This is a genomic window from Kineococcus aurantiacus (assembly GCF_013409345.1).
GTDB lineage: Bacteria > Actinomycetota > Actinomycetes > Actinomycetales > Kineococcaceae > Kineococcus > Kineococcus aurantiacus.
The window spans coordinates 1,203,567-1,225,891 of the sequence record NZ_JACCBB010000001.1 but is presented as its reverse complement, the minus strand read 5'-3'; the positions used below and the strand labels follow the sequence as shown (position 1 = coordinate 1,225,891).

Sequence of the window (22,325 nt, the reverse complement as noted above, 5' to 3'; positions counted from 1 at the left end):
GTCCCCTCCCCGGCCCCGGGTCCGGGACCCGTGCGATGACGCTCGCGCCCCTCGTCGCCGGCGCCGCGGGGCGGCCCACGCTCAGTTTCGAACTCTTCCCCCCGCGCTCGGAGACCGGCCGCGACTCGTTGTGGCGCAGGCTGTCCGACCTCCTGGGGAGCAACCCCGACTTCGTGTCCGTCACCTTCGGCGCGGCGGGAGCGACCCGCGGTCCCAGCCGGGACCTGCTGGCGCACGTCCTGACCACCTCGGCGGTCCCGGCCATGGCCCACCTGACGTGCGTGGGTTCCTCGCGCCGGCAGGTCGTGGAACTGGCCACCGAGTTCCTCGACGCCGGCGTCCGCAACGTCCTGGCGCTGCGGGGGGACCCGCCGGCCGGTGTCCCGGACTGGACGCCGCACCCCGACGGCGTGGCCACCGCCCGGGACCTCGTGGAACTGCTGCAGGTGGCCGACAGGCGTCGGCTGGCGCTGCGCGGCGGTTCCCGCCCCCTCGACGAGGGACCGCTCAGCCTGGCCGTGGCCGCCTTCCCGCGGGCCAGGGACCACCACGAGCTCGCCGTCCTGCGCGCCAAGCAGGACGCCGGGGCGCGGTTCGCGATCTGCCAGGTGACGTTCTCCGCGCAGGAGTACGCCGCGTTCGTCCGCCGGGCCCGCGCGGCCGGGATCACCATCCCGCTGCTGCCCGGCGTCGCGGTCTCCGACGACCCACGGCGCCTGGAGCGGATCGGCGAGCTCACCGGCGTCCGGGCCCCGCGGGGGCTGCTCGCGGCCCTGGACACCGACGACGCCCCGACCCGCCGCCGGGCCGCCACCGCGTTCACCTCGGGACTGGCGCACGGCCTGCTCGAGGCCGGCGCGCCCGGCCTGCACCTGTACACGTTCAACGCGGCCGCCCCCGCGCTGGACCTGCTCGACCACCTCGACCTGACCCGACCCGCGACCCACCCCCGACCCGCCGCCGCCGTGGAGGCGACCGCCGCAGCAGGAGGAAGCACCCGATGAGCCAGACCACCCCCGCCTGGACCGCGACGATCCTGGGCTACCCCCGGATCGGTCCCGACCGCGAGACCAAGAAGGCCCTGGAGGCCCTGTGGTCCGGCAAGGCCGACCTGGCCACCACCGAGGAGCGGCTCGCCGCCGTCCGCGCGGCCACCGTCCGCCGCCTCAACGCCCTCGGCCTGCCGGCGCACGACGCGTCCATCCCGTCGTCGTTCTCCGCCTACGACCAGGTCCTCGACACCGCGGTCGCCGTCGGGGCCGTCCCGGAGCGCTTCGCCGACGTCGTCGGCCCCGACGGCAGGGTCGACCTCACCGGCTACTCCACGATCGCCCGCGGGCGCGGGGCGCAGGCCCCGCTGGAGATGACGAAGTGGTTCGACACGAACTACCACTACCTCGTCCCCGAGATCGGCCCCGGCACCGCGTTCCGGTTCGCCGACGACCGGGGCGTGCGCGAGTTCTCCGAGGCCCTCGCCGACGGTTTCCTCACCCGTCCCGTCGTCGTGGGCCCCGTGACGTTCCTGCTGCTGGCCAAGGCCGCCGACGGCAGCCCCGAGGGGTTCGCCCCCCTCTCGCGGCTCGACGACCTCCTCGGCGCCTACGAGGACCTGCTGGCCGCGTACGCCGCGGCCGGTGCCGAGTGGGTCCAGCTGGACGAACCCGGTCTGGTCAGCGACTCCGCCACCGCCGGTGTCGACGGGCTCGACGACCTCGTGCGGGCGGCCTACGCGCGCCTCACGGGCCTGGCGCACCGCCCGCGCCTGCTCGTCGCCACGCCCTACGGCGACGCGGGCGACCACCTCGCCTCCTTCGGGGCGGTCGAGGGCCTCGCCCTCGACCTCGTCGAGGGTTCCGTCCCGGCGGACCGCTCGGTCCTGGCCGGCAAGACCGTCGTCGGCGGGGTCGTCGACGGTCACAACGTCTGGCGCCGCGACCTCGTCCACGCCCTCGCCACCCTGCGCGAGCTCGAGGGCTTCGCCGCGCACGTCGTGGCCGGGACCTCCACCTCGCTGCTGCACGTCCCGCACGACGTGACCCGCGAGACGGCGCTCGACGAGCGGCTGCGCGGCTGGCTGGCCTTCGCCGACCAGAAGGTCACCGAGGTCGTCGTGCTCGGCAGGGCGCTCGCCGACGCCGCCGCGGTCGAGACCGAGCTCGCGGCCTCGGCCGCGGCCCTGGCCGACCGGCTCGCCGCCCCCGGGGTCGTCCGCCCCGAGGTGCGCGAGCGCCTGGCGGCGCTGACCCCGCAGGACTTCCGGCGCAGCGACTACGCCGTCCGCCGCGCCGCCCAGGACGAGGCGCTGCACCTGCCGGCGCTGCCCACGACCACCATCGGCTCCTTCCCGCAGACCACCGAGATCCGCCGGGCCCGCGCGGCCTGGTCCCGCGGCGAGCTGGACGGGACGGCCTACGAGGACTTCCTGCGCGCCGAGATCGACCGCGTCGTGCAGCTGCAGGAGGAGCTGGGCCTGGACGTCCTCGTCCACGGCGAGCCCGAGCGCAACGACATGGTCCAGTACTTCGCCGAGCAGCTCGACGGGTTCGCCGTCACGCAGCACGGCTGGGTGCAGTCCTACGGCTCGCGCGGCGTCCGGCCGCCGATCCTGTGGGGCGACGTGACGCGCCCCGCGCCGATCACCGTCCCGTGGAGCACCTACACCGCGAGCCGCACGACCAAGCCGGTCAAGGGCATGCTCACCGGCCCGGTGACCATCCTCGCGTGGTCGTTCGTGCGCGACGACCAGCCGCTGGGGGACACCGCGAACCAGGTCGCCCTCGCGCTGCGGGACGAGGTCGCCGACCTCCAGGCCGCCGGCATCGGCATCGTGCAGGTCGACGAGCCCGCGCTGCGCGAGCTGCTGCCGCTGAAGACGGCGGACCAGGCGGCCTACCTCGACTGGTCGGTCGCCTCCTTCCGCCTGGCGACCGCGGGTGCGGCCGACGCCACGCAGATCCACACGCACCTGTGCTACTCGGAGTTCGGCGAGGTCATCGACGCGATCGACGGCCTCGACGCCGACGTGACGAGCATCGAGGCCGCCCGCTCGCGCATGGAGGTCCTCGGGGACATCGCCCGCGCCGGGTTCGCCCGCGGCATCGGGCCGGGCGTGTACGACATCCACTCCCCGCGGGTCCCGTCCACCGAGGAGGTCGTGAACCTGCTGCGCTCGGCCGTCGGGTCCGTGCCGGCCCGCCAGCTGTGGGTGAACCCCGACTGCGGGCTGAAGACCCGCGGCTACGCCGAGACGACGGAGTCGCTGCGCCACCTCGTGGAGGCCGCCCGCACCGTCCGCGCGGAACTGCCCGTCGGGTCGCCGGTCGCGAGCTGACGCCGGCCCGCCGCGGCGGGCCACCGGAACACCCTGCGGGCCGGGCACCGGCGGTGCCCGGCCCGCACGACCGCCCTCCCACCGGACGCCGGCCGGGTACCCACCACCGCGTCGAACCGAGCCCCGGCGGGTGGCGGCTGCCGGGGGCGCGGGGACGGGCCGACGACGTCGACTGGATCGTCCACACGGCGCAGCTGGCCGAGCGGGCCCGGTTCGACCTGTTCTTCTGCGAGGACGCCCTGACCGCGCCGCGGCCGGGGCACGACGGTCCCGTCCGGGCGGTCGAGCCGCTGACGCTGCTGGCGGCCGTGGCCCGCGGGACCCGGCACCTCGGTCTGGTGGCGACCGCGTCGACGACGTTCAGCGAGCCCTGCGACCTCGCCCGGCAGTTCGCGTCGCTGGACCGCATCAGCCACGGCCGGGCCGGCTGGAACGCCGTCACGAGCCAGTTCGCCGACGTGGTCGCGAACTTCGGGCCGGCGCGGTTCCCCGACCACGCGACCCGCTACCTGCGCGCGGCCGAGTTCGTCGACGTCGTCTGTACCGTCGCGCAGGACCCCACCGAGGGACGAGGTTTCCGGGAGCGCGTCCACGCCGCCGCCCGGGTGCACGGACGTGAACCGGAGCAGGTCCTCGTGTTCCCCGGTGTGCTGCCGGTCGTCGCGGCGACCCGCGCTGCGGCGCAGGAGGTGTGGGCGTAGCTGCAGGAGCTGCAGGACACGGTGGCCGGGTTGCGGCAGCTGTCGTGGCGTTCCGGGCTGGATCTCACGGGGGCCGACCCGGAGCAACCCGTGCGGGACCTGCCGCCCAGCTCCCTGGGACGCAGCCGCGTGGCGTTGCTGTTCGGGCCCGCGGCGCGGGCCGGCTGGACGCTGGGGGAACTGGCGCGGCACGCGGCGGCGACCAACGGCCACCGGCTCCTCGTCGGGTCCGCCGACGAGGTCGCGGACGACCTGCAGCACTGGTTCGAGCACGGGGCCGCGGACGGGTTCACCGTCATCCCCACGCACGTGCCGGCGGGGCTGGAGGCGTGCACCGACCTCGTGGTCCCGCGGTTGCAGGAGCGCGGGCTCTTCCGGCGCGAGTACGCGGCGGGCACGCTGCGGGGGAACCTGGGGCTGGGCTGAGGTCGTGCCGGGAACTGTCCGCGTCAGGACGCGGCGGGGACGAGCGGGGCGCGGCCCTGCGCCTGCGCCGGGGCCGGCACGAGCGGCCGGGACGGGAACTGCCGCCGCAGCACGGGGGCCACGTCGGTGGTGAACAGGTCCCAGTTCTCGCGGTGCTGCGCCTCGCTGAACCCGGAGCGGTCGAAGTGCAGCGCGGTCACCTCGTGCCCGAACCGGGCGTGGTAGCGGCCGACCTTGTCGACGACCTCCTCGGGGGAGCCGACGAGGGCGGAACTGCGGGCGAGGAAGTCCTCGAAGTCCTCCCACACCGCCGGGACACCGCTGCCGGCGAACGCCTTCTGGCGGGCCTCGAAGTGCGGCCGCCAGACCCGGCGCGCCTCCTGGGAGGTGCGGGCCACGAAGCTGCCCGCCGAACCCGCTCCCACGAGCGCGTCGGCCGGGTCGTGCCCGTGCGCGGCCCACCGTTCGCGGTAGTGCTCCACGAGCCGGGCGTACGTGTCGATCGGGTACGTGACGTTCGCCGAGAACAGCGGGTCCCCGGCCGCCGCGGCGACCTCGACCGACTCCTCGCTGGTCGCGCTGCCGTGCCAGATCCGCAGGTCGCGCTGGTAGGGGGCCGGCCAGGTCTCGGCCCGGTCCAGCGACGGCCTGAACCGGCCCTGCCAGGTGACCTGCTCCTCCCGCCACAACCGGCGGAACAGCTCGTACCCCTCGGCGTTGCGGTCCCACTGGTCGTCGGTCGTGACGTGGAACAGGTTCGCCTGCGCCGCGCCGTTGCCCTTGCCGACGATGAGTTCGAGGCGGCCGTCCGCGAGGTGGTCCAGGGTCGCGTAGTCCTCGTAGGCACGCACCGGGTCGAGCAGGCTGAGCGTCGTGACGGTCGTGAACAGCTTGATCCGCGACGTGCGGGCCGCGATGTTGGAGAGGACGACGGTGGGGGAGGAGGACAGGAACGGGCGCTCGTGCCGTTCCCCGACGCCGTAGGCGTCGAAACCCCACTGCTCGGCCAGGGTGGCGTTCTCGACCACCTCGGTGAAGCGCTCGTGCTGGGTCGGCCACACCCCCGTCACCGGGTCGGGGGTGTGGGTGATGAGGGTCATCGCGAGGAACTTCACGGGTCGGTTCTCCCGGTGTCGTGGAACGGCGGGCGGGGGATCCCGGCGGTGGCCTGGGCGGCAGTCGTGCCGGGGGACGTCGCGCCGCGGGGGCCCGCGGAGCACTGCCTTGCCCTGCGGGTTCCGCAGGACCGGGTCCTCACCCGGGGCACCCCACGCCGTGCGAGGGGGTTGCCGGCTGCCGAGCCGGGGCTTCGCGGCAGCACTCGTGACCTGTTCCGGAGCGTGGCACGCGGACGATCCCGGCGTCAACGACGGGTGGGGACGGGCGGGTCTTGAGGATCCGGTGCGCGGTCCCCTATGGTGGCAGGGCACACCATCCAGAGCGGCTGAGAGACCTGGCTCAGAGACGCCGCAGCAACCCCCCGGAGACGGGCGCGGGTGCTTCCGCCAGGACCGATGGAGGAGTTCTCGTGGACCGCACGTCCCACACCGCGATCTGGCGCCGCGTCGTCGACTTCTGCCTGACCGGTTCCTCCGGCTGTCGCTGACCAGCGCCCCCTGAGCGCGCGGGAGACGTTCCCGCGCGCCCGCGCACCGCACGCCTCCGGCCGGTGCGCACCTCCGCCGTTCCCCCAGCCTGGAGCCCCTTTGCGCACCCGCACGCCCCTGTCCGCCCTCACCCTCGCCGGCCTCCTCGTCCTCACCGCGTGCAGCGGCGGGCAGAGCAGCGCGCAGAACCCCGCGGACGCCACGCCCGTGGACGGTGGGAACCTCACCTTCGCCATCTCCGTCGACTCCGGCTGCATCGACCCGCAGCAGGTCGGCAACAACGACGCGCTGAACATCGGCCGCCAGCTCGTGGACTCCCTCACCGTGCAGGACCTCGACGGGAAGATCCAGCCGTGGCTGGCGCAGTCGTGGGAGGTCAGCCCCGACGCCACCACCTTCACGTTCCACCTGCGGCAGGGGGCGACGTTCTCCGACGGGACCCCCGTGGACTCCGCGGCGGTCAAGGCGAACCTCGACGGGATCGTGGCGCTGGGGGCGAAGGCCTCCCTGGGGTCGACCTACCTGCAGGGGTACACCGGGACGCAGACGCCGGACCCGCAGACGGCGGTCGTGACGTTCTCGGCGCCCAGCGCGCAGTTCCTGCAGGCGACCTCCACGATGTCGCTGGGCCTGTTGTCGGTGCCGACCACCACGGCCGACCCCGCGACCCGCTGCGACGGGAGCACCCTCGTGGGGTCGGGGCCGTTCACGGTGGGCAGCTACACCAAGGACGACAAGACGGTGCTGGACAAGCGCAAGGGCTACGACTGGGCGCCGACGGGCTCGAAGCACTCCGGGGAGGCCCACTTGGACTCGATCACCTACCAGGTCGTCCCCGAGGCCAGCGTCCGCACCGGGTCGCTGCAGTCGAAGCAGATCGACGCCACCACCGGCATCGCCTCCCAGGACCTGCCGCAGTTCGACGGCAACGGGTTCTGGACGCAGCGCCGCGCGAACCCGGGGATCCCGTACAACTTCTTCCCCAACGAGTCCCGGCCGATCTTCTCCGACGAGCGCGTCCGGCAGGCCTTCTCCAAGGCCATCGACCGCGAGCAGCTCGTCAGCATCCTCAACCCCGACGACGTCGCGGTCAGCTCGGCGCTGTCGGCCTCGACGCCCGCGGCCCCCGACGACTCCGCCGCCCTGGCCCTCGACGTCGACGGTGCGAACGCGCTGCTCGACCAGGCCGGCTGGGTCGAGGGGGCGGACGGGATCCGGGAGAAGGACGGCCGCAAGCTCACCGTCACCGTCACGTTCTGGCAGTCGACCACCGCCGTCCTGGAACTGGTCCAGCAGCAGGTGCGCGCGGTCGGCATCGACCTCCAGCTCAAGCAGGGCACCACGGCCGAGACGACCGCGCTGCAGAACTCCGGCGACTGCGACGTCCTGTTCTACAACCTCACCCGGTCCGACCCGGACGTGCTGCGGACGATCTTCTCGACCGAGACGCGCAACGTGAACCACCGCGCGCACAGCCAGGTCGACGACCTGCTCACCCAGCAGGCCGCCACCCCCGACACCGCCCAGCGCGCCCAGCTCGTGGCGCAGGCCTCGAAGCTGCTCGTGGAGGACGCCCACTCGATCCCCCTCTTCGAGCTGTCCACCGTCATCGCCGCCCACGACGACGTGCACGACCTGCAGTTCGAGGGTTCCTCGCGGTTGTGGTTCTACGACGCCTGGAAGCAGTCGTGACGGGTTACGTCGCCCGCCGGCTGGGGCAGGCCGTCGTCGTCCTCTGGGCGGCCTACACCGTGACGTTCGTCATCCTCTACCTGCTGCCCAGCGACCCCGTCGAGATCATGCTCGCCGGCGGTCAGGGCGGGGAGCAGTCCACCGTCGACCCGGCCCAGGTCGCCGCCCTGCGCGCCGAGCACGGCCTCGACGACCCGCTGCCGGTGCAGTACGCCCACGCGCTGTGGAGGACGCTGCACCTGGACCTCGGCGCCTCCATCCAGAACGGCGCGCCGGTGACCTCCCAGATCGGGCAGGCGCTGCCGCAGACGGCGCTGCTGACCGCGTCGGCCCTCGCCCTCGCCCTCGTCCTGGGGGTCGGGACCGCGTTCCTGTCGACCTGGACGCGCTGGGCGTGGGTGCGCACGCTGCTGCTGGCGCTGCCGCCGCTGGGGGTCTCGCTGCCGACGTTCTGGGTCGGCCTGCTGCTCATCCAGGTCCTCTCCTTCCGGGTCCCGGTCTTCCCGGCCCTGGGCAACGAGGGCGCGGCGAGCCTCGTCCTGCCCTCGGTGACGCTCGCGATCCCGGTGTCGGCCTCCATCGCGCAGGTCCTGGCGCGCGGGCTGCGCACCGCGCTGGCCGAGCCGTACGTGGAGACCGCCCGCGCCAAGGGCGCCTCCCGGGCGCGGGTCCACCTGCGGCACGCCTTCCGCAACGCGACCCTCCCGGCGCTGACCATCGGCGGCGTCATCGTGGGCAACCTCCTCGCCGGGGCCGTCGTCGTGGAGACCGTCTTCTCGCGGGTCGGCATCGGCCGGCTCACCGTGACGGCCGTGAACGGGCAGGACATCCCGCTGGTGCAGGGGCTCGTCCTGCTGGCCGCCACCGTCTTCGTCGTCACCAACCTCGTCGTGGACCTGCTCTACCCGGTGATCGACCCGCGCGTGCGGGTCCAGGGGGCACCGCGCCGGCCCCGGCCCTCGACCCGGACCCTCGTGGGGAGCGCCTCGTGAGCCGGCAGGCCCCCGAGGCCGTCCTCGACGTCCTCGACATCGACGAGCGCTACCGCCGGGCCGCCGCACCCCGGCGGCCGGTCCCGTCGTGGCTCGAGCGCCCCGACCTGGTGCTGGCCGGGCTCGTCGTCCTGCTGGTGCTGGCCTGGGCCGCGTTCCCGTCGCTGTTCACCTCCCAGAGCCCGATCGACGGGACCACCGCCGACCGGCTCCAGGGGCCGTCGGCGGCGCACCCGTTCGGCACCGACCACCTGGGGCGCGACCTGTTCTCCCGCGTCGTGCACGGGGCGCGCCTGACGTTGCAGGCCACCGTCCTGGCGGTCCTCATCGGCCTGGTCGTGGGGACCCTCCTCGGCCTCGTCTCGGGTTTCGTCCGCGGGGTCGTCGACGACGTGCTCATGCGGACGATGGACGTGCTGCTGTCCATCCCGGCGCTGCTGCTGTCGATGGCCCTCATCACGGCACTGGGTTTCGGCACGGTGAAGGTGGCCGTCGCCGTGGGGATCGGCACGGTCGCCAACTTCGCCCGCGTCATGCGCTCGGAGGTGCTCAAAGTCAGCGCGGCCGTGTACGTAGAGGCGGCGCGGGCCAGCGGGGTCCGCACGACGGGCGTCCTGTTCCGGCACGTCCTGCCCAACGCGGCCGGTCCCGTGCTGGCCCTGTCGGCGCTGGAGTTCGGGGTGGCCGTCCTGGCGGTGTCCTCGTTGAGCTTCCTCGGTTTCGGTGCGCCACCGCCGACCCCCGAGTGGGGTTCGCTGGTCTCCGGGGGCCGGGACTACCTGGCCACCTCCTGGTGGCTGACGACGCTGCCCGGGCTGGTGGTGGCGGCCGTCGTGCTGTCCGCCAACCGGATCGCCCGGGCCCTGGAGAAGGGGACGGCGCCGTGAGCGAGGCGTTGCTGAGCATCCGCGACCTGAGGATCTCCTACGGCGACCGCGAGGTCGTGCACGGGGTGTCGTTCGACGTCCACCCCGGTGAGGTCGTCGCGGTCGTGGGGGAGTCCGGCTCGGGCAAGAGCACGACGGCCCACGCCGTCGTGGGGCTGCTCCCCGCCGGCGGGAGGGTCGGGTCCGGCTCGGTGCTCCTGGAGGGCGACGAGCTCGTCGGCCTGGGCGAGCGGGCGTGGCGGTCGGTGCGCGGAGCCCGCGTCGGGCTCGTCCCGCAGGACCCGACGCTGTCGCTGAACCCCGTCAAGCGCATCGGTGACCAGGTCGCCGAGGCGCTGCACGTCCACGGCCTGGCCAAGGGGGCGGCGGCCCGGCTGCGGGCGGTCGAGCTGCTCACCGCCGCCGGCCTGCCCGACGCGGCCGTGCGGGCGCGGCAGTACCCCACGGAACTGTCCGGCGGGATGCGCCAGCGCGTCCTCCTCGCCATCGGGCTGGCCGCCGGGCCCCGGCTGCTCGTGGCCGACGAACCCACCAGCGCCCTCGACGTCACGGTCCAGCGCCAGGTCCTCGACCACCTCGAGTCGCTGACCCGCCGGGCCGGGACGGCGGTGCTGTTCATCACCCACGACCTGGCCGTCGCCGCCGACCGGGCCTCCCGCGTCGTCGTCATGTCGCAGGGGGAGGTCGTGGAGGTCGGGACGGCCCAGCAGGTCCTGACCGACCCGGTGCACGAGTACACCCGGTCGCTGCTCGCGGCGGCGCCCAGCCTGCACAGCGCCCGGATCCGCGCCACCCCGCGCGCCCGGACGGCCCCGCCGGCGCCGCGCCCGGCCGAGCCGCTGGTGCAGGTGCGCTCGCTCGTCAAGGAGTTCCCCCTGCCGGGGCGGGGGAACGTGCAGACCGCCGTCTCCGACGTCAGCTTCGACATCGGCCGCGGCGAGACCGTCGGGCTGGTGGGGGAGTCCGGGTCGGGCAAGACGACGACCGCCCGGCTCGTCCTGGGCCTGGAACGCCCCACCTCCGGGGAGGTCCGGTTCGACGGGGTCGAGACCTCGCGGGCCAGGGGCTCGGCGTGGCGGCAGCTGCGCCGGCGCCTGCAGTTCGTCTACCAGAACCCCTACGCCTCCCTCGACCCGCGCGTCGCCGTGGGCGACACGATCGCCGAGCCGCTGCGCGCGTTCGGCGTCGGGGACCGCACCTCGCGCCGGAGGAAGGCCGCCGCCCTGCTGGACCAGGTGCGGCTGCCCGCGGACACCCTCGAGCGCCGCCCCGCCGAGCTGTCCGGCGGTCAGCGGCAGCGGGTGGCGATCGCGCGGGCCCTGGCCCTGGAACCGGAGTTCGTCGTCTGCGACGAGCCGGTGTCGGCGCTGGACGTGTCCGTGCAGGCGCAGATCCTCGAACTGCTCGTGCAGCTGCAGGCCGACCACGGCCTGAGCTACCTGTTCATCTCCCACGACCTGGCCGTGGTCCGCCAGATCAGCGACAAGGTGGGGGTCATGCGGCGCGGGGAACTCGTGGAGTTCGCCCCCGCGCAGGACGTGTTCGCGCACCCGCAGCACGAGTACACCGTGGAACTGCTCGAGGCCATCCCCGGCCGGCGGGCCCTGGAGGACGCCCAGTGACCGCCGCACCCGCCGAACTCGTCGTCCGGGTCGTGGGGACCACCGACCCGCTGGCGCAGCCCCTCTTCGACGACCTGGCCCACGAGTACGGGACCCGGTACGGCGGGACCCCCGAGCAGGTCCGCCAGGAGCTCGAGCGGTACCCGGCCGAGGAGTTCCTCGCACCGCACGGGGTGCTCCTGCTGCTGCTGGAGGACGGCGCGGCGGTCGCCGGGGGCGCCTACCGCCGCCACTCCCCGGGGACGGCCGAGCTCAAGCGCATCTGGACCCACCCCGCGCACCGCCGGCGCGGGCTGGCCCGCCGGGTGCTGCAGGAACTCGAACAGCGCGCCGTCGCCGCCGGGTACTCCCGGCTGCACCTGACGACGGGCCCGCGGCAGCCGGAGGCCAAGCACCTGTACCTGACCACCGGGTACCGGCCGCTGTTCGACGTCGCGGCCGACCCCGAGACCATCGGGCCGCTGGCCTTCGAGAAGGAGCTGCTGTGAAACCCGCCGCGGGGGTGGCCGGGCCCGGCTGAGGGGGACCAAGGACCCTCGTGCCCGCGCCGCCCGCGGCGCACGCTCAGGAGGTGGACGACCTCGCCGACCTGGACCCCGACGCCTGCCGCGCCCTGCTCGGCGCCGGGGGCCGCGGGCGCGTCGTCTTCACCGAGCACGCGCTGCCGGCCGTCGTGCCGCGCCCCTACGTCCTGTGGGGGGACCGGCTGTGGTTCCCCGTCCCGGCCTGGACGGCCCTGGCCGGCCACCGCGACGGCGGGGTGCTCGCCTTCCACGTCGACCACGTGGACGCCTGCGCCCGGGCGGGCTGGAGCGTGACCGTCCTGGGGCCCGCCCGCACCGAGCCCCCGCGCGCCGCCCCCGCGGCGGCGCGCGCCCTGGCGGCCGACGCCGGCGGTGCCGGGCTGCTGTCGCTGGACGCCGTCCGGTTCACCGGCCGGGTGCTGGGCCGCCTGCGGCGGGCGGCGTGAGCGCGCCGGGGCCGCAGCGCCTGGACCCGGCGCGGTGCCGCGGGCTGCTCGGCGAGCGCGGGGTGGGGCGGGTCGTCTTCACGCAGGACGCGCTGCCCGCCGTGGCGACCCTGAACTACGCCGTGGCCGGCGGAGCCCTGCACTTCCGCACGGCCGCGGGGACGGCCGTGGCGCGCTGCGTCGGGGACGCCGTGGTGGCCTTCAACGTCGACGCGGAGGGGACCGACGGTCCCGGCGCGGGGTGGAGCGTCACCGTGACCGGCCGCTGCCGCCGGGAGGAGCCCGGCGAGGACGTCCGCCGGGCGCTGGACGTGTGGGCGCCGGGGCCGCGGGAGGAGTTCTTCGCCGTCGACCTCGCCCTCCTGGAGGGCTTCGCCCTCGACGGGGGGCGTGCGGCCCGTGACGCGCGGACCCGTCCGGGTGGTGCGGTGCCGCCGGTCGGGTGAGCGGCCGTCGAGCCCCGCCCCGTCGCGGCCGACACCCTTGTCGTGCAGCAACAGAGTGCGGCCGTGGCGTCCTGGTGGCGCCACCTCGAACCCGCCGCCCGCGAAGACCTCCTGACCCTCGCCCCCGGCGAGTTCGTCCCCGAGCACCTCGCCGAGGACCTGCGCGGCTTCGGCGTCGACGTCGCCGCGGTGGCCGTCGCCCTGAAGCTGGCCGGGCGCAGCTACGCCGTCTACGCCCAGCCGCCCGCGCTGCGCGACTTCCTCGCCGCGGCCCGGGTCTGGCGCGAGGGGTGGTGCGAGGACTAGAAGCAGGCCAGGGCCGTCCGCCGGGCCCGGGCCAGACCGCTGCCGAGGTCCTGCGCGCGGTGCTCCTCGGACAGGATCTCCACGCCCCAGGGCCCGCGGAAACCCACCCGGCGCAGCACGTCGACGAAACCCCGCACGTCCTGGGCGCCCTCACCGCAGTAGCGGCGCCGGTCCCGGGTGTCCTCGAAGAGGGTCCCGACGGGATCGGCGTCGGCGTCGTCCAGCTCGACGGCCACGACCAGGTCCGCCGTCAGGCACGCCTCCAGCTCGGCCAGCGTCGTCCCGGCCCGCACGACGTGCCACAGGTCCACGGCCAGGCCCGCGCCGGGGTGGTCCACGGCGCGCACCAGGTCGGCGGCGGCCGGCACCGACCCGACCATCGAGAACGGCAGCGGTTCCAGCGCGACGCGCGTCCCCCGGTCCGCGGCCTCGGCCGCCAGCCGGCGCAACGGGCCCACGAGCGGCGACAGGTCGGCCCAGGGTTCGCCGAACGCCGTGCCGGCCTTGACGAACGGGGAGTCGAACGCCTCCGCCGCCTCCAGCAGCAGTTCCCAGCGCGGCCGCCACGCCGCCTCCTCGCGCCACCAGTCGCTCGCGAGCTCCACCTCCACGTGCGTCAGCCCCGCGTCCCGGGCCGCGGCGGCCAGGGCGGCGAAACCCGTCGTCGCGCGCACCCGCTCCAGGTCCGCGTGGGCCAGCCCCAGCCCCGCCCAGCCGCCCTCGGCGACGGCCCGGACGCGGTCCAGCGGGGAGTGCGAAGCGACCTCGGAGCCGTCCAGCGGGCGGGCCGAGCCGGCCGTCGTCCAGCACGTGGCCACCAGGGCGGGATCGGGCACGGGTCCTCCTCGGGTCGGCCCGCCCGACGCTACCGGCGCCCGCCCGCCCGCCGCGGTCGGCAGGGGACCCGGGGTCGACACCTCCGGGGGCAGTCGGGATGCTGTGCAGGCCAACCTCGCCGTGCCCGACGGCGACCACTCGGAGGGGACCACGGTGACCACCACGCAGGACCTGGCCAAGCAGGCCGCCGGACGAGCCGCCGCCCAGCTGTGCCGCGACGGCATGCGGCTGGGCCTGGGGTCGGGGTCGACCTCGCACGCGTTCGTGCGGGCCCTGGCCGAACGGGTCGCCGACGGCCTCGACGTCGTGGGCGTCCCCACCTCCACCGCGACGCGCGACCTCGCGCTCAGCCTCGGGATCCGGCTGACCGACCTCGACACCGACCCCCGCCTCGACCTCGCGGTCGACGGCGCCGACGAGCTCGACCCCCACGGCGACATGATCAAGGGCGGGGGCGCGGCCCTGCTGCGGGAGAAGATCATCGCCCGCGCCGCGGAGCGGACGGTCATCCTCACCGACGAGAGCAAGCTCGTCCCGCAGCTGGGCCGGTTCCCGCTGCCCATCGAGGTCCTGCCCTTCGGGTGGGCCAGCACGACCCGGCTGGTCGCCGAACTGCTGCGCGGTCACGGGTACGAGTTCCCCGACCCGGCGCGCCGGCTCAAGGACGGCGAGCTCGTGGTCACCGACTCGGGCAACCACCTGCTCGACATCGGGCTGACCGCGATCCGGGACGCGGCCACGCTCGCCCTCGAGCTGAACCAGATCCCCGGCGTCGTGGAGAACGGCCTGTTCATCCAGGTGGCCGACGCCGTCGTCGTCGGGCGCCCCGACGGGTCCTCCGAACTGCGCGAACTGCACCCGCAGCGGCGCTGAGGACGGGCCCGGCGACGGGCCGGGCCCGGGGAGCCGGTGGCGTTCCCCGGTGTCGCCCGCGCCCACCGTCCAGCTCGTCCCGCGCTGCGGCGCAACGGGTCACCGGCCAGCGGCGACCGCCGGCGTGCGGGCCCGGGAACTCCGGGGTCAGGCCGGCAGGGTTCCCCGCCGGGCCTGCCGCCGCAGCCGCCACGCCCGGTAGGCGATCCCGACGGCGAACACGGCGAGTCCGGCGAGCACCGAGCGCGGCGGCAGCGCCGCCACCAGCGCCACGCAGCCCACCGCACCGACGACCTGCAGGACCCGCGGGAAACGCCGCCGGTCGCGGGGCTGGCCCCAGGCCGCCACGTTCGCCACGAGGTAGTAGACGAGCACGCCGAAGGAGGAGAAACCGATCGCCGAGCGCAGGTCCACGCTCAGCACCAGCACGGTCACGACGACCGCGAGGGCCGTCTGGACGCGGTGCGGCACGGCGTGGCGGGGGTGCACCGCGGCCAGCGCCCGCGGCAGGTCGCCGTGGCGCGCCATCGCCAGACCGGTCCGCCCGATCCCGGCGACGAGGGCCAGCAGCGCGCCCAGCGCCGCGGCCGCCGCACCGACCCGCACCACGGGCGGGGCCCAGGCCCACCCCGAGGTCTGCGCGGCCGCCACGAGCGGGGCGTCCTGGACGGCCAGCCGGGCCGGGCCCAGCGCGGCCAGCACCGCCGCGCCCACGACGGCGTAGACGACGACGGCCGCGGCGAGGGCGACCGTCACGGCCCACGGGATCGTGCGGGCCGGGTCGCGGACCTCCTCGCCGAGCGTGGCGACGCGCGCGTACCCGGCGAAGGCGAAGAACAGCAGCCCGGCCGAGGCCAGGACCCCGCCGGGGTCCACACCGGTGCGCTCGAACGCCGCCGCCCCCGGCCCGCCACCGGCCAGGGCGGCGACGACCGCGACGGCCAGGGCGGTCAGGGTCACCGCGAGCAGGACCCGGGTCAGCCGGGCGGTGCGCGTGATGCCGTGGTGGTTGACCACGGCCAGCGCCACCACGGCCAGGGCCGCGACGGGCCGCTGCCAGGGCCCGGGGACGACGTGCGCGGCGAAGGTCGCGGCCATGGCCGCGCAGCTGGCCGTCTTGCCCACGACGAAGCCCCAGCCGGCCAGGAAGCCCCACCACGGGCCCAGTTCCTCGCGGCCGTACAGGTACACCCCGCCGGAGCTGGGGTGCGCCGCGGCGAGCTGGGCCGTCGCGGTCGCGTTGCACCAGGCCACGACCGCGGCCAGGAGCAGGCCCAGGAGCAGGCCGGAGCCCGTGGCGGCCGCCGCGGGCGTGAAGGCGGCGAACACACCGGCCCCGAGCATCGACCCCAGTCCGATCGCCACGGCGTCACCGCGGCCGAGTCGTCGGGTCAGGCCGCCGGGCACGTCCTGCGCGGAGGGAGTCACGGGCGGATCCTCCCCGCCCCGCCCGCGGCACCGTCGACCGGGGTCGGCGCGGGCGGCGCGTGCCCTGGCGGCCGGGGCGGCGGCGGGACACGATCGGGCAGGACGGTGGGCGACCCGGGGGAGGACCCGACGATGGCGAAGAGGCAGCGGGACCCCGAGGACGGCGGCGTCGGCCGCGTGCCCCGGGCGGCGTACGAGGCGCGGCTGCTGGAGCTGCAGCGCGAGCTCGTGGTCCTGCAGGACTGGGTCGTGCGGACCGGTGCCCGCGTCGCGATCCTCTTCGAGGGGCGGGACGCGGCCGGCAAGGGCGGCACGATCAAGCGGCTGACGGAGTACCTCAACCCGCGCACCGCGCGCACCGTCGCCCTGCCCGCCCCGACCGAGCGGGAACGGGGGCAGTGGTACTTCCAGCGCTACGTGCAGCACCTGCCGACGGCGGGGGAGATCGTGCTGTTCGACCGGTCCTGGTACAACCGCGCCGGTGTCGAGCGGGTCATGGGTTTCTGCACCCCCGAGGAGCTGGAGAGGTTCCTGGTGCAGGCCCCGGAGTTCGAGCGGATGCTGGTCGACGACGGGATCCTGCTGCTGAAGCACTGGTTCTCCGTCAGCGACACCGAGCAGGAGAAGCGGTTGCGGTCGCGGCTGGAGGACCCGATGCGCCGTTGGAAGCTGTCGGAGATGGACGTCGAGGCGCGGCGGCGCTGGGTCGACTTCTCCCGGGCCAAGGACGAGGTGTTCGCCCGGTGCGACACCCCCTGGGCGTCGTGGTGGGTCGTGGAGGCCGACGACAAGCGGGCGGCCCGGCTGAACTGCCTGGCGCACGTCCTGGACCAGGTGCCCTACGTCGAGCTCCCGCCGCGGGAGCTGACCCTGGGGCCCCGGCCGGCGGCGGGCGGGTACGTGCGGCCCCCGCGCGAGTCCCACCGGTACGTGCCCGACGTGGCGGCCGCCCTGCGGCGCTGAGGTCCCGGACCGGTGCGGCCGGTCAGTCCACGGCGGTGGGGTCGGTGACGACGTCGCCGACGTGCACGTGGACGTCGACGGCCTCGGGGGGCGGGCGCAACGGCCCGAGCAGGTCGGTCAGGGTGGCGTCCACGGCGGCGCGCACGGCCCGGCCGGCCGAGGGCAGGTGGGTCCCGAACAGCGCGGCGACCTCGACGGTCACCCCGGTCAGGTGCGCGCGGTCGTCGGTGGCGCAGTGCACGGCGGTGACCGAGACGTCCCGGACGGGGTCCACGGCCGCGCGCAGGTCGCCGACGAGGACGTCGGAGGCGAGCAGGAACTCGCCGAGGTCGTGCCGGCCCCGGACCGGCGCCGAGGGGCGGTGGGCGCGGCGGGCGAGGGCGATCAGGTCGGTGCGGACGTCCTGCCACCCGGTCGGGGTGTGGCGGCGCAGGGCGGCGGTGGCCTCGGCCAGGACGCGCGCGCCGTGCGCGCCGGGCCGGTCCGACTGGGTCGTCACCGCCACTCCTCCAGGGTGTTGGCCAACGTGGTGCGGCCCCGTTCCAGCAGGCCGCGCACCGCCGTGCTGCTGGTCCCGAGCACGACGGCGATCTCGGTGTAGCTCAGTCCCTCCACCTCGCGCAGGACCCAGGCCGTCCGCTGCCGCGGCGGCAGCAGGCGCAGCGCGACGTCCAGGGCCTCACGCAGCGCGGAGTCCAGGCTTTCCCCCTCCGGACCCGGGCGCAAGTCCCGGAGCTGGTCCTGGACCTCCTCGACCGGCAGGAAGGGGCGCGAGCCGGACCGCGGCCAGCGGTTCAGCCGGGCGAAGGCGGCGTGCCGGGTGAGGGTGAACAGCCACGTCCGCAGGCTCGCGTCGCCGCGGAAGCCCGGCAGGCCGCGCCAGGCGGCGAGCAGGGTGTCCTGCAGGCAGTCCTCGACCTGGTCGGCGTCGTCGAGGAGCCGTCCGGCGTAGCGCATGAGGGCGGGGCCGTGGCGGTCGACGATGACGGCGAAGGCGTCGCGGTCGCCGAGGGCGGCGCGGCGCGCCAGGACGTCGTCGGTCCGCGGGTCCTCACCCGCCGCCCCGTGGTCTGGAGCTGGCTGTCTCACACGATCGCTCCACGTCCGGTCTGCGGGGCCGGGGGCATCGCAGCACGTGACGGGGCCGGGCGCGACCCGAAGCTCCGCCGGCAGTGTGACGCGGATCACCCTCAAGTTGCCGTGACGATCTGCCGGGACGGCGCTCCAACCCTCCGTACGCACCCGATCCGGTCGCTCGGCGACCGGCCCACCGCAGGAGGAAACGTGAGCGAGAGCACCTTCACCAAGCCGACCGCCGTGCACGGCGTCACCAGCGCCGCCGCCCCCTCGGGCCTGGCCAGCGACCACGGCGTGACGACCATCGCCGACACCGTCGTGTCCAAGATCGCCGGCATCGCCGCCCGCGACGTCTCCGGCGTCCACGCCCTCGGCGGTGGGGCGGCGCGCGCCGTCGGGGCGCTGCGCGAGCGCATCCCCGGCGGCCGGGTCAACCACTCCCAGGGCGTGTCCGTCGAGGTCGGCGAGCGCCAGGCCGCCGTCGACATCGAGCTCATCGCCGAGTACGGCGTCGCCATCAGCGACCTCGCCGCCGCCGTGCGGCGCAACGTCATCGCCTCGGTGGAGCGCATGACCGGGCTGGAGGTCACCGAGGTCAACCTCGAGGTCTCCGACGTCCACCTGCCCGAGGAGGACGACGAGCCCGAGACCCGCACGGCCCGCGTGCAGTGACGTGGTGAACCCCACCGGCACCCCCGGCGGCCCCGCCGGCGGCCCCGTCGGCGTCGAGGAGCTCGCCGACGACGTGGCCGCCGCGGTCCGGGCGGTGCCCGGGGTCGCCCGGCTGCACGCCGGCGCCCTGGGCGAGCTCGGGACGTACCTGCCCGGCCGCCGGGTCCCCGGTGTCCGCGTCGGCGACGACGTGCTCGCCGGCCGGGCCCCCCTGGAGGTCCACGTCGTCCTGCGGCCGGGCACCCCGGTCCGCGAGGTCGCGCAGGACGTCCACGCGAGCGTCGCCCGCGAACTGGCGGAGCACGGCCTGACCGGCACCGCCGTCCTCGTCCACGTCGACGACGTGGACGCCTGACCACCCACCACCTACCCCGGGAGAACCCGTGTCCTCGTCGACGACCGGCCTGATCGCCGGTCTCCTGCTCGCGCTGATCGGCGGTGTGGCCGGCCTCGGCTGGTTCCTGCTGGCCCTGCTGCTCGGCGCCATCGGCTACCTCGTCGGCGCCCACCTGGAGGGGCGCGTCGACCTGCTGGCCCTGCTGCCCGGACGCAGCCGTGGCTGAGGCGGCCGTCCTGCCGGACGCGCCGGCCGCCGACCCCGGCACCCGCGGCCGGCTGGTCGTCACCGACCGCGCCGTCGTTCAGATCGCCCGCGCCGCAGCGGGTTCGGTCTCCGGCAGCGTCCGCGCCGACCGCTCCCGGGTGACGCTGGGGGCTGCGGTGGACTCCGCCCTGGACACGGTGCGCCAGCGCACCTACCCCACGGCCGAGTGCACCCGGGCGGGCAACCGGGTCCGCGTGAGCGTCCAGGTGGCCGCCCGCTGGCCGGTCCCGGCCCCCGACCTGGCCGCCCGCGTCCGCTCCGGCGTCGTGGAGGAGCTGTCGCGGCTGGCCGGGGTCGTCGTGGACGCCTGCGACGTCACGGTGGCCGAGTACGTCCACGCCCGGCCCGAGCGGGGGAGGGTGCGGTGAACGGCGGACCCCTGCCCCCCGCGAAGCGGCCCACCGGGGCCGGCCGGATCGGCGTGACCGGCCCCGTCCTGGCCGTCCTGCTGCTGGCGCTGGCCGTGGTCCTCGCCCGCGAGGCGCTCGTGGCCTCCGGGCGCGTCGGCGGCGGCTCCTGGGCCGGGCCCGTGCTGGACGGCCTCGACGGCACGACCCGCTCGCCCGCGGTCACCGCCGCCGGTGCGGTCGCGGTCCTGCTGGGCCTGTGGCTCGTCGCCACCGGGTTCTCCCGGCGCTCCCGCCGGACCGTGCGCCTGCAGGGCTCGGCGTCGGCCACCACGACGACGCGCGACGTCGCCCGGCTGGCGACGGGCGCGGCCCGGCAGCAGGACGGCGTCCTGCACGCCTCCTCCCGCGCCGGCCGCCGTCGCGTCGACGTGACCGTCTCGGCCACCACCCCGCTCGTGCGGGCGACGGTGGAGACGGCCGTGCGCACGGCCCTGGACCGGCTGGACCCCGCGCCCCGCGTGCGGGTCCGCCTGGAGGCGCCCGCGGCCGTCGCCGCCGCGCCCGGCGCCCGTCCCACCAGCGCCGTCGGGGGGACCTCGTGAGCCGCCGGGTGCTGGCCGTGGACCGGCTCGTCGCCGTCGTGCTGGGGCTCGTCCTGGTCCTGGCGGGGGTGGCCGCGGCGGGGTGGTCCACCGGCTGGTCCGACCGGTGGTTCCCGGCGGTGCCCGACCGGGTCGCGCTGCCGGACGTCGTGGGCGCCCCCTGGTGGCTCGTGGCGACCGCGATCGGCGCGGTCGTGCTCGCGGTGCTCGCGCTGTGGTGGCTGCTGGCCCACGTCCCCCGGCGGGGCGTGTCGACCCTGACCCTGCCCGGGTCGGGCCCCGGCGGCCGGCTGCACGTGGCCGTCGACGGGCCGGTCGAGGCGGCCGCGGCGCAGTTCGCCCTCCTGCCCGGGGTGCGCAGCGCCACGGGCCGGGCGCTGCGCGACCGCGGTGAGCTCGTCGTCGAGCTGCGCGCCGTCGTCGAGCCCACGGCCGACCTGCGCGAGGTCTCCACCGCCGCCGACGAGGTCAGCGCCCAGCTGCGGCAGGTGCTCGGGCGCGACGACGTCAAGGGGCGGGTCCGGCTCGGCGTGGCCCGCGACGACCGCTCCCGGCGGGTGCACTGAGGAGGCCGGCCGGCGTGCCCGACCCCGCGGGCGGCGACCCCGGACCCGGCAACGGGTTCACCGCCGAGGAGCGCCGGCTCCTGCGGGCGCTGCGGGAGGGCCGCAGCGCCGTCGCGGCCGCGGGCGAGCTGGGCACCGGCGTCGCCGAGGTGGCGCAGCGCCTGGCCCGGCTGCGGGCGCGTCTGGGGGTCGGCAGCACCCTCGAGCTCCTCGAGCGGTTCGCGGCGCAGCCGGACTGAGGGACCGCCGGCGCGCGCTCGCCGTTGCCGCCCCCCGCGGTTGCCAGTACCTTCGCGCCGGAACACCCGACCTCGGTGAGCGGAGGGCCCTGTGACGTCCGTGAACGAGGGCGTCCCGGACGGCGTGCCCCCGCAGCGCCGGGCCCCGGGAGCCGACGTGCCCGCGGGTGAGGACCTCGCCGACGACGAGCGCCTGGCGGCCCTGGCCCGTCACGGCATCACCGCCCGCCCCCTGGGGGAGGACTTCGACGACGTCGTCGGGGCCGCCGCGGCCCTGTGCCGGACCCCCTGGCGGCGATCAACGTGCTGGGCCGGCACCACCAGGTGACCCTGGCCACCGTCGGGGGTGACCTCGGGCCCGGGCCCGGGCTCGAGGAGTCCTGGTGCGCCCGGGTCGTCGCGACGGGCCGCGAGGTGCTCGTGCCGGACGTGGGGCACGACCCCGAGTTCAGCCGCAGCCGGGCCCACCTCGACGCCGGGCTGTCCTTCTACCTCGGGGTCCCGGTCGTCGCGGCCGACGGCGTGGGCGTCGGGTCCCTGTGCGTGGCCGACCGCCACCCCCGGTCGCTGCTGCCCGAGCAGGTGCGCGGCGTGGCGATGCTGGGGCGCGTGGTGGGCAGGCTGCTCGACGCCCGCCGGCAGCTCCTGGCGCTCGCGGCGGTCTCCAGCCAGTTCGAGCGGGCGGCCGTCACCGACCCGCTGACGGGGCTGCCGAACCGGCGCGGGATGCGGTCGCTGCTGGTCGCCGTCCCGCCGGGCACGGCGGTGGCGCTGCTCGACCTCGACGGGTTCAAGGGCGTCAACGACCAGCGCGGTCACGCCGCCGGGGACGAGCTGCTGCGCGGGTTCGCCGGGGTGCTGCGACGCGCGTGCCGGCACACCGACCGCCCGGCGCGCTGGGGAGGGGAGGAGTTCCTCCTGCTGCTGCCGGGCACCGACGCCGAGCGGGCCGCCGTGGTGCTCGAGCACGTGCGGGCGACGTGGGCGCAGGTCTCGGACGTGACGTTCTCGGCGGGGATCGCCTGCGTGCGGGAGTGGGAGAGCGCCGAGGAGGTGCTGGACCGGGCCGACGCGGCGCTGTACGCCGCCAAGCGCGGGGGCCGGGACCAGGTCGTCGTCGCCGCCGGGTGAGCC

Annotated in this window: 28 protein-coding genes and 2 riboswitches; of the genes, 23 read left to right on the top strand and 5 right to left on the bottom strand. The window is 76.0% G+C overall.

Annotated features, from left to right (window positions below):
- Nucleotides 1-35 precede the first annotated feature (35 nt).
- The 4 genes from BJ968_RS05860 to BJ968_RS05845 all read left to right on the top strand — a co-directional run bounded on the left by BJ968_RS05860 (nt 36) and on the right by BJ968_RS05845 (nt 4,458).
- Nucleotides 36-1,004: a methylenetetrahydrofolate reductase gene (locus tag BJ968_RS05860; protein WP_179750039.1), complete on the top strand. Its 969-nt coding sequence runs from the start codon at nt 36-38 to the stop codon at nt 1,002-1,004.
- The gene (gene metE, locus BJ968_RS05855; RefSeq protein ID WP_179750037.1) at nt 1,001-3,331 is read left to right on the top strand and encodes a 5-methyltetrahydropteroyltriglutamate--homocysteine S-methyltransferase; all 2,331 of its coding nucleotides are present in this window, start codon (nt 1,001-1,003) and stop codon (nt 3,329-3,331) included. Before BJ968_RS05860 ends, metE begins: the two co-directional genes overlap by 4 nt.
- 53 nt (nt 3,332-3,384) lie before the next feature.
- Nucleotides 3,385-4,032: an LLM class flavin-dependent oxidoreductase gene (locus BJ968_RS05850; RefSeq protein WP_179750035.1), complete on the top strand. Its 648-nt coding sequence runs from the start codon at nt 3,385-3,387 to the stop codon at nt 4,030-4,032.
- 90 nt (nt 4,033-4,122) lie between these two features.
- Nucleotides 4,123-4,458 (top strand): LLM class oxidoreductase, encoded by a 336-nt coding sequence (locus tag BJ968_RS05845; protein ID WP_179750033.1) that lies wholly within the window; start codon nt 4,123-4,125, stop codon nt 4,456-4,458.
- Between the two features lie 23 nt (nt 4,459-4,481).
- Here the strand turns inward: BJ968_RS05845 and BJ968_RS05840 are convergent, their stop codons facing one another.
- Nucleotides 4,482-5,573: an LLM class flavin-dependent oxidoreductase gene (locus tag BJ968_RS05840; protein WP_179750031.1), complete on the bottom strand. Its 1,092-nt coding sequence runs from the start codon at nt 5,571-5,573 to the stop codon at nt 4,482-4,484.
- A gap of 100 nt (nt 5,574-5,673) precedes the next feature.
- Nucleotides 5,674-5,787: riboswitch (SAM riboswitch) on the bottom strand.
- 99 nt (nt 5,788-5,886) lie between these two features.
- Nucleotides 5,887-5,979, top strand: a riboswitch (SAM riboswitch).
- A gap of 185 nt (nt 5,980-6,164) precedes the next feature.
- Between BJ968_RS05840 and BJ968_RS05835 the strand changes: the two genes are divergently transcribed.
- The 8 genes from BJ968_RS05835 to BJ968_RS05800 all read left to right on the top strand — a co-directional run bounded on the left by BJ968_RS05835 (nt 6,165) and on the right by BJ968_RS05800 (nt 12,980).
- On the top strand, nt 6,165-7,757 hold the full coding sequence (locus tag BJ968_RS05835; RefSeq protein ID WP_179750029.1) for an ABC transporter substrate-binding protein: 1,593 nt from the start codon (nt 6,165-6,167) through the stop codon (nt 7,755-7,757).
- On the top strand, nt 7,754-8,749 hold the full coding sequence (locus BJ968_RS05830) for an ABC transporter permease subunit (protein ID WP_179750027.1): 996 nt from the start codon (nt 7,754-7,756) through the stop codon (nt 8,747-8,749). The genes BJ968_RS05835 and BJ968_RS05830 overlap by 4 nt, the downstream gene beginning before the upstream one ends.
- Nucleotides 8,750-8,787: 38 nt before the next feature.
- Nucleotides 8,788-9,636: an ABC transporter permease gene (locus tag BJ968_RS24180; RefSeq protein ID WP_343078233.1), complete on the top strand. Its 849-nt coding sequence runs from the start codon at nt 8,788-8,790 to the stop codon at nt 9,634-9,636.
- Entirely contained in the window at nt 9,633-11,258 is a 1,626-nt protein-coding gene (locus tag BJ968_RS05820) for a dipeptide ABC transporter ATP-binding protein (protein WP_179750025.1), read from the top strand. The genes BJ968_RS24180 and BJ968_RS05820 overlap by 4 nt, the downstream gene beginning before the upstream one ends.
- Nucleotides 11,255-11,746 carry a GNAT family N-acetyltransferase gene (locus BJ968_RS05815; protein ID WP_179750024.1) on the top strand — a complete coding sequence of 164 codons (492 nt, stop codon included), beginning with the start codon at nt 11,255-11,257 and terminating at the stop codon, nt 11,744-11,746. Before BJ968_RS05820 ends, BJ968_RS05815 begins: the two co-directional genes overlap by 4 nt.
- A gap of 83 nt (nt 11,747-11,829) precedes the next feature.
- The gene (locus BJ968_RS05810; RefSeq protein ID WP_179750023.1) at nt 11,830-12,228 is read left to right on the top strand and encodes a pyridoxamine 5'-phosphate oxidase family protein; all 399 of its coding nucleotides are present in this window, start codon (nt 11,830-11,832) and stop codon (nt 12,226-12,228) included.
- The gene (locus BJ968_RS05805; protein ID WP_179750022.1) at nt 12,225-12,674 is read left to right on the top strand and encodes a pyridoxamine 5'-phosphate oxidase family protein; all 450 of its coding nucleotides are present in this window, start codon (nt 12,225-12,227) and stop codon (nt 12,672-12,674) included. Before BJ968_RS05810 ends, BJ968_RS05805 begins: the two co-directional genes overlap by 4 nt.
- 42 nt (nt 12,675-12,716) lie before the next feature.
- The gene (locus BJ968_RS05800; protein ID WP_179750021.1) at nt 12,717-12,980 is read left to right on the top strand and encodes a hypothetical protein; all 264 of its coding nucleotides are present in this window, start codon (nt 12,717-12,719) and stop codon (nt 12,978-12,980) included.
- Here the strand turns inward: BJ968_RS05800 and BJ968_RS05795 are convergent.
- Nucleotides 12,977-13,816 (bottom strand): TIM barrel protein, encoded by an 840-nt coding sequence (locus BJ968_RS05795; protein WP_179750020.1) that lies wholly within the window; start codon nt 13,814-13,816, stop codon nt 12,977-12,979. The genes BJ968_RS05800 and BJ968_RS05795 overlap by 4 nt on opposite strands.
- A 154-nt stretch (nt 13,817-13,970) precedes the next feature.
- On the opposite strand from BJ968_RS05795, the gene rpiA reads away from it, so the two are divergent.
- Nucleotides 13,971-14,690, top strand: coding sequence for a ribose-5-phosphate isomerase RpiA (rpiA, locus tag BJ968_RS05790; RefSeq protein ID WP_179750019.1), 720 nt, complete (start codon nt 13,971-13,973; stop codon nt 14,688-14,690).
- Nucleotides 14,691-14,837: 147 nt separating this feature from the next.
- Here the strand turns inward: rpiA and BJ968_RS05785 are convergent, their stop codons facing one another.
- Nucleotides 14,838-16,118, bottom strand: coding sequence for an APC family permease (locus BJ968_RS05785; protein ID WP_343077853.1), 1,281 nt, complete (start codon nt 16,116-16,118; stop codon nt 14,838-14,840).
- Nucleotides 16,119-16,250: 132 nt separating this feature from the next.
- Here BJ968_RS05785 and ppk2 point away from each other — a divergent pair, with 132 nt between their 5' ends.
- Nucleotides 16,251-17,081: a polyphosphate kinase 2 gene (ppk2, locus tag BJ968_RS05780; protein WP_179750018.1), complete on the top strand. Its 831-nt coding sequence runs from the start codon at nt 16,251-16,253 to the stop codon at nt 17,079-17,081.
- Between the two features lie 22 nt (nt 17,082-17,103).
- Here ppk2 and BJ968_RS05775 read toward each other — a convergent pair whose 3' ends face one another.
- A complete protein-coding gene (locus BJ968_RS05775) occupies nt 17,104-17,580 on the bottom strand; it encodes a hypothetical protein (RefSeq protein WP_179750017.1) in 477 nt (158 codons plus the stop codon).
- Complete coding sequence (locus tag BJ968_RS05770) at nt 17,577-18,170, bottom strand: RNA polymerase sigma factor (RefSeq protein ID WP_343077851.1); 594 nt, start codon at nt 18,168-18,170, stop codon at nt 17,577-17,579. Before BJ968_RS05770 ends, BJ968_RS05775 begins: the two co-directional genes overlap by 4 nt.
- 195 nt (nt 18,171-18,365) lie before the next feature.
- On the opposite strand from BJ968_RS05770, the gene BJ968_RS05765 reads away from it, so the two are divergent.
- From BJ968_RS05765 to BJ968_RS05725, 9 genes are all read left to right on the top strand, one after another.
- Complete coding sequence (locus tag BJ968_RS05765; RefSeq protein WP_179750016.1) at nt 18,366-18,830, top strand: Asp23/Gls24 family envelope stress response protein; 465 nt, start codon at nt 18,366-18,368, stop codon at nt 18,828-18,830.
- A gap of 4 nt (nt 18,831-18,834) precedes the next feature.
- On the top strand, nt 18,835-19,185 hold the full coding sequence (locus BJ968_RS24175; RefSeq protein WP_179750015.1) for an Asp23/Gls24 family envelope stress response protein: 351 nt from the start codon (nt 18,835-18,837) through the stop codon (nt 19,183-19,185).
- 28 nt (nt 19,186-19,213) lie between these two features.
- On the top strand, nt 19,214-19,393 hold the full coding sequence (locus BJ968_RS05755) for a DUF2273 domain-containing protein (RefSeq protein ID WP_179750014.1): 180 nt from the start codon (nt 19,214-19,216) through the stop codon (nt 19,391-19,393).
- Nucleotides 19,386-19,802: an Asp23/Gls24 family envelope stress response protein gene (locus BJ968_RS05750; RefSeq protein WP_179750013.1), complete on the top strand. Its 417-nt coding sequence runs from the start codon at nt 19,386-19,388 to the stop codon at nt 19,800-19,802. Before BJ968_RS05755 ends, BJ968_RS05750 begins: the two co-directional genes overlap by 8 nt.
- Nucleotides 19,799-20,386 carry a DUF6286 domain-containing protein gene (locus BJ968_RS26375; protein ID WP_179750012.1) on the top strand — a complete coding sequence of 196 codons (588 nt, stop codon included), beginning with the start codon at nt 19,799-19,801 and terminating at the stop codon, nt 20,384-20,386. Before BJ968_RS05750 ends, BJ968_RS26375 begins: the two co-directional genes overlap by 4 nt.
- Nucleotides 20,383-20,952 (top strand): hypothetical protein, encoded by a 570-nt coding sequence (locus BJ968_RS05740; protein WP_179750010.1) that lies wholly within the window; start codon nt 20,383-20,385, stop codon nt 20,950-20,952. Before BJ968_RS26375 ends, BJ968_RS05740 begins: the two co-directional genes overlap by 4 nt.
- A gap of 14 nt (nt 20,953-20,966) precedes the next feature.
- Nucleotides 20,967-21,191 (top strand): LysR family transcriptional regulator, encoded by a 225-nt coding sequence (locus BJ968_RS05735; protein WP_179750008.1) that lies wholly within the window; start codon nt 20,967-20,969, stop codon nt 21,189-21,191.
- Between the two features lie 91 nt (nt 21,192-21,282).
- Nucleotides 21,283-21,519, top strand: a complete 237-nt coding sequence (locus BJ968_RS05730; RefSeq protein WP_179750006.1) for a hypothetical protein — start codon at nt 21,283-21,285, stop codon at nt 21,517-21,519.
- Nucleotides 21,468-22,322: a diguanylate cyclase domain-containing protein gene (locus BJ968_RS05725; RefSeq protein WP_179750004.1), complete on the top strand. Its 855-nt coding sequence runs from the start codon at nt 21,468-21,470 to the stop codon at nt 22,320-22,322. Before BJ968_RS05730 ends, BJ968_RS05725 begins: the two co-directional genes overlap by 52 nt.
- Nucleotides 22,323-22,325: the final 3 nt, after the last annotated feature.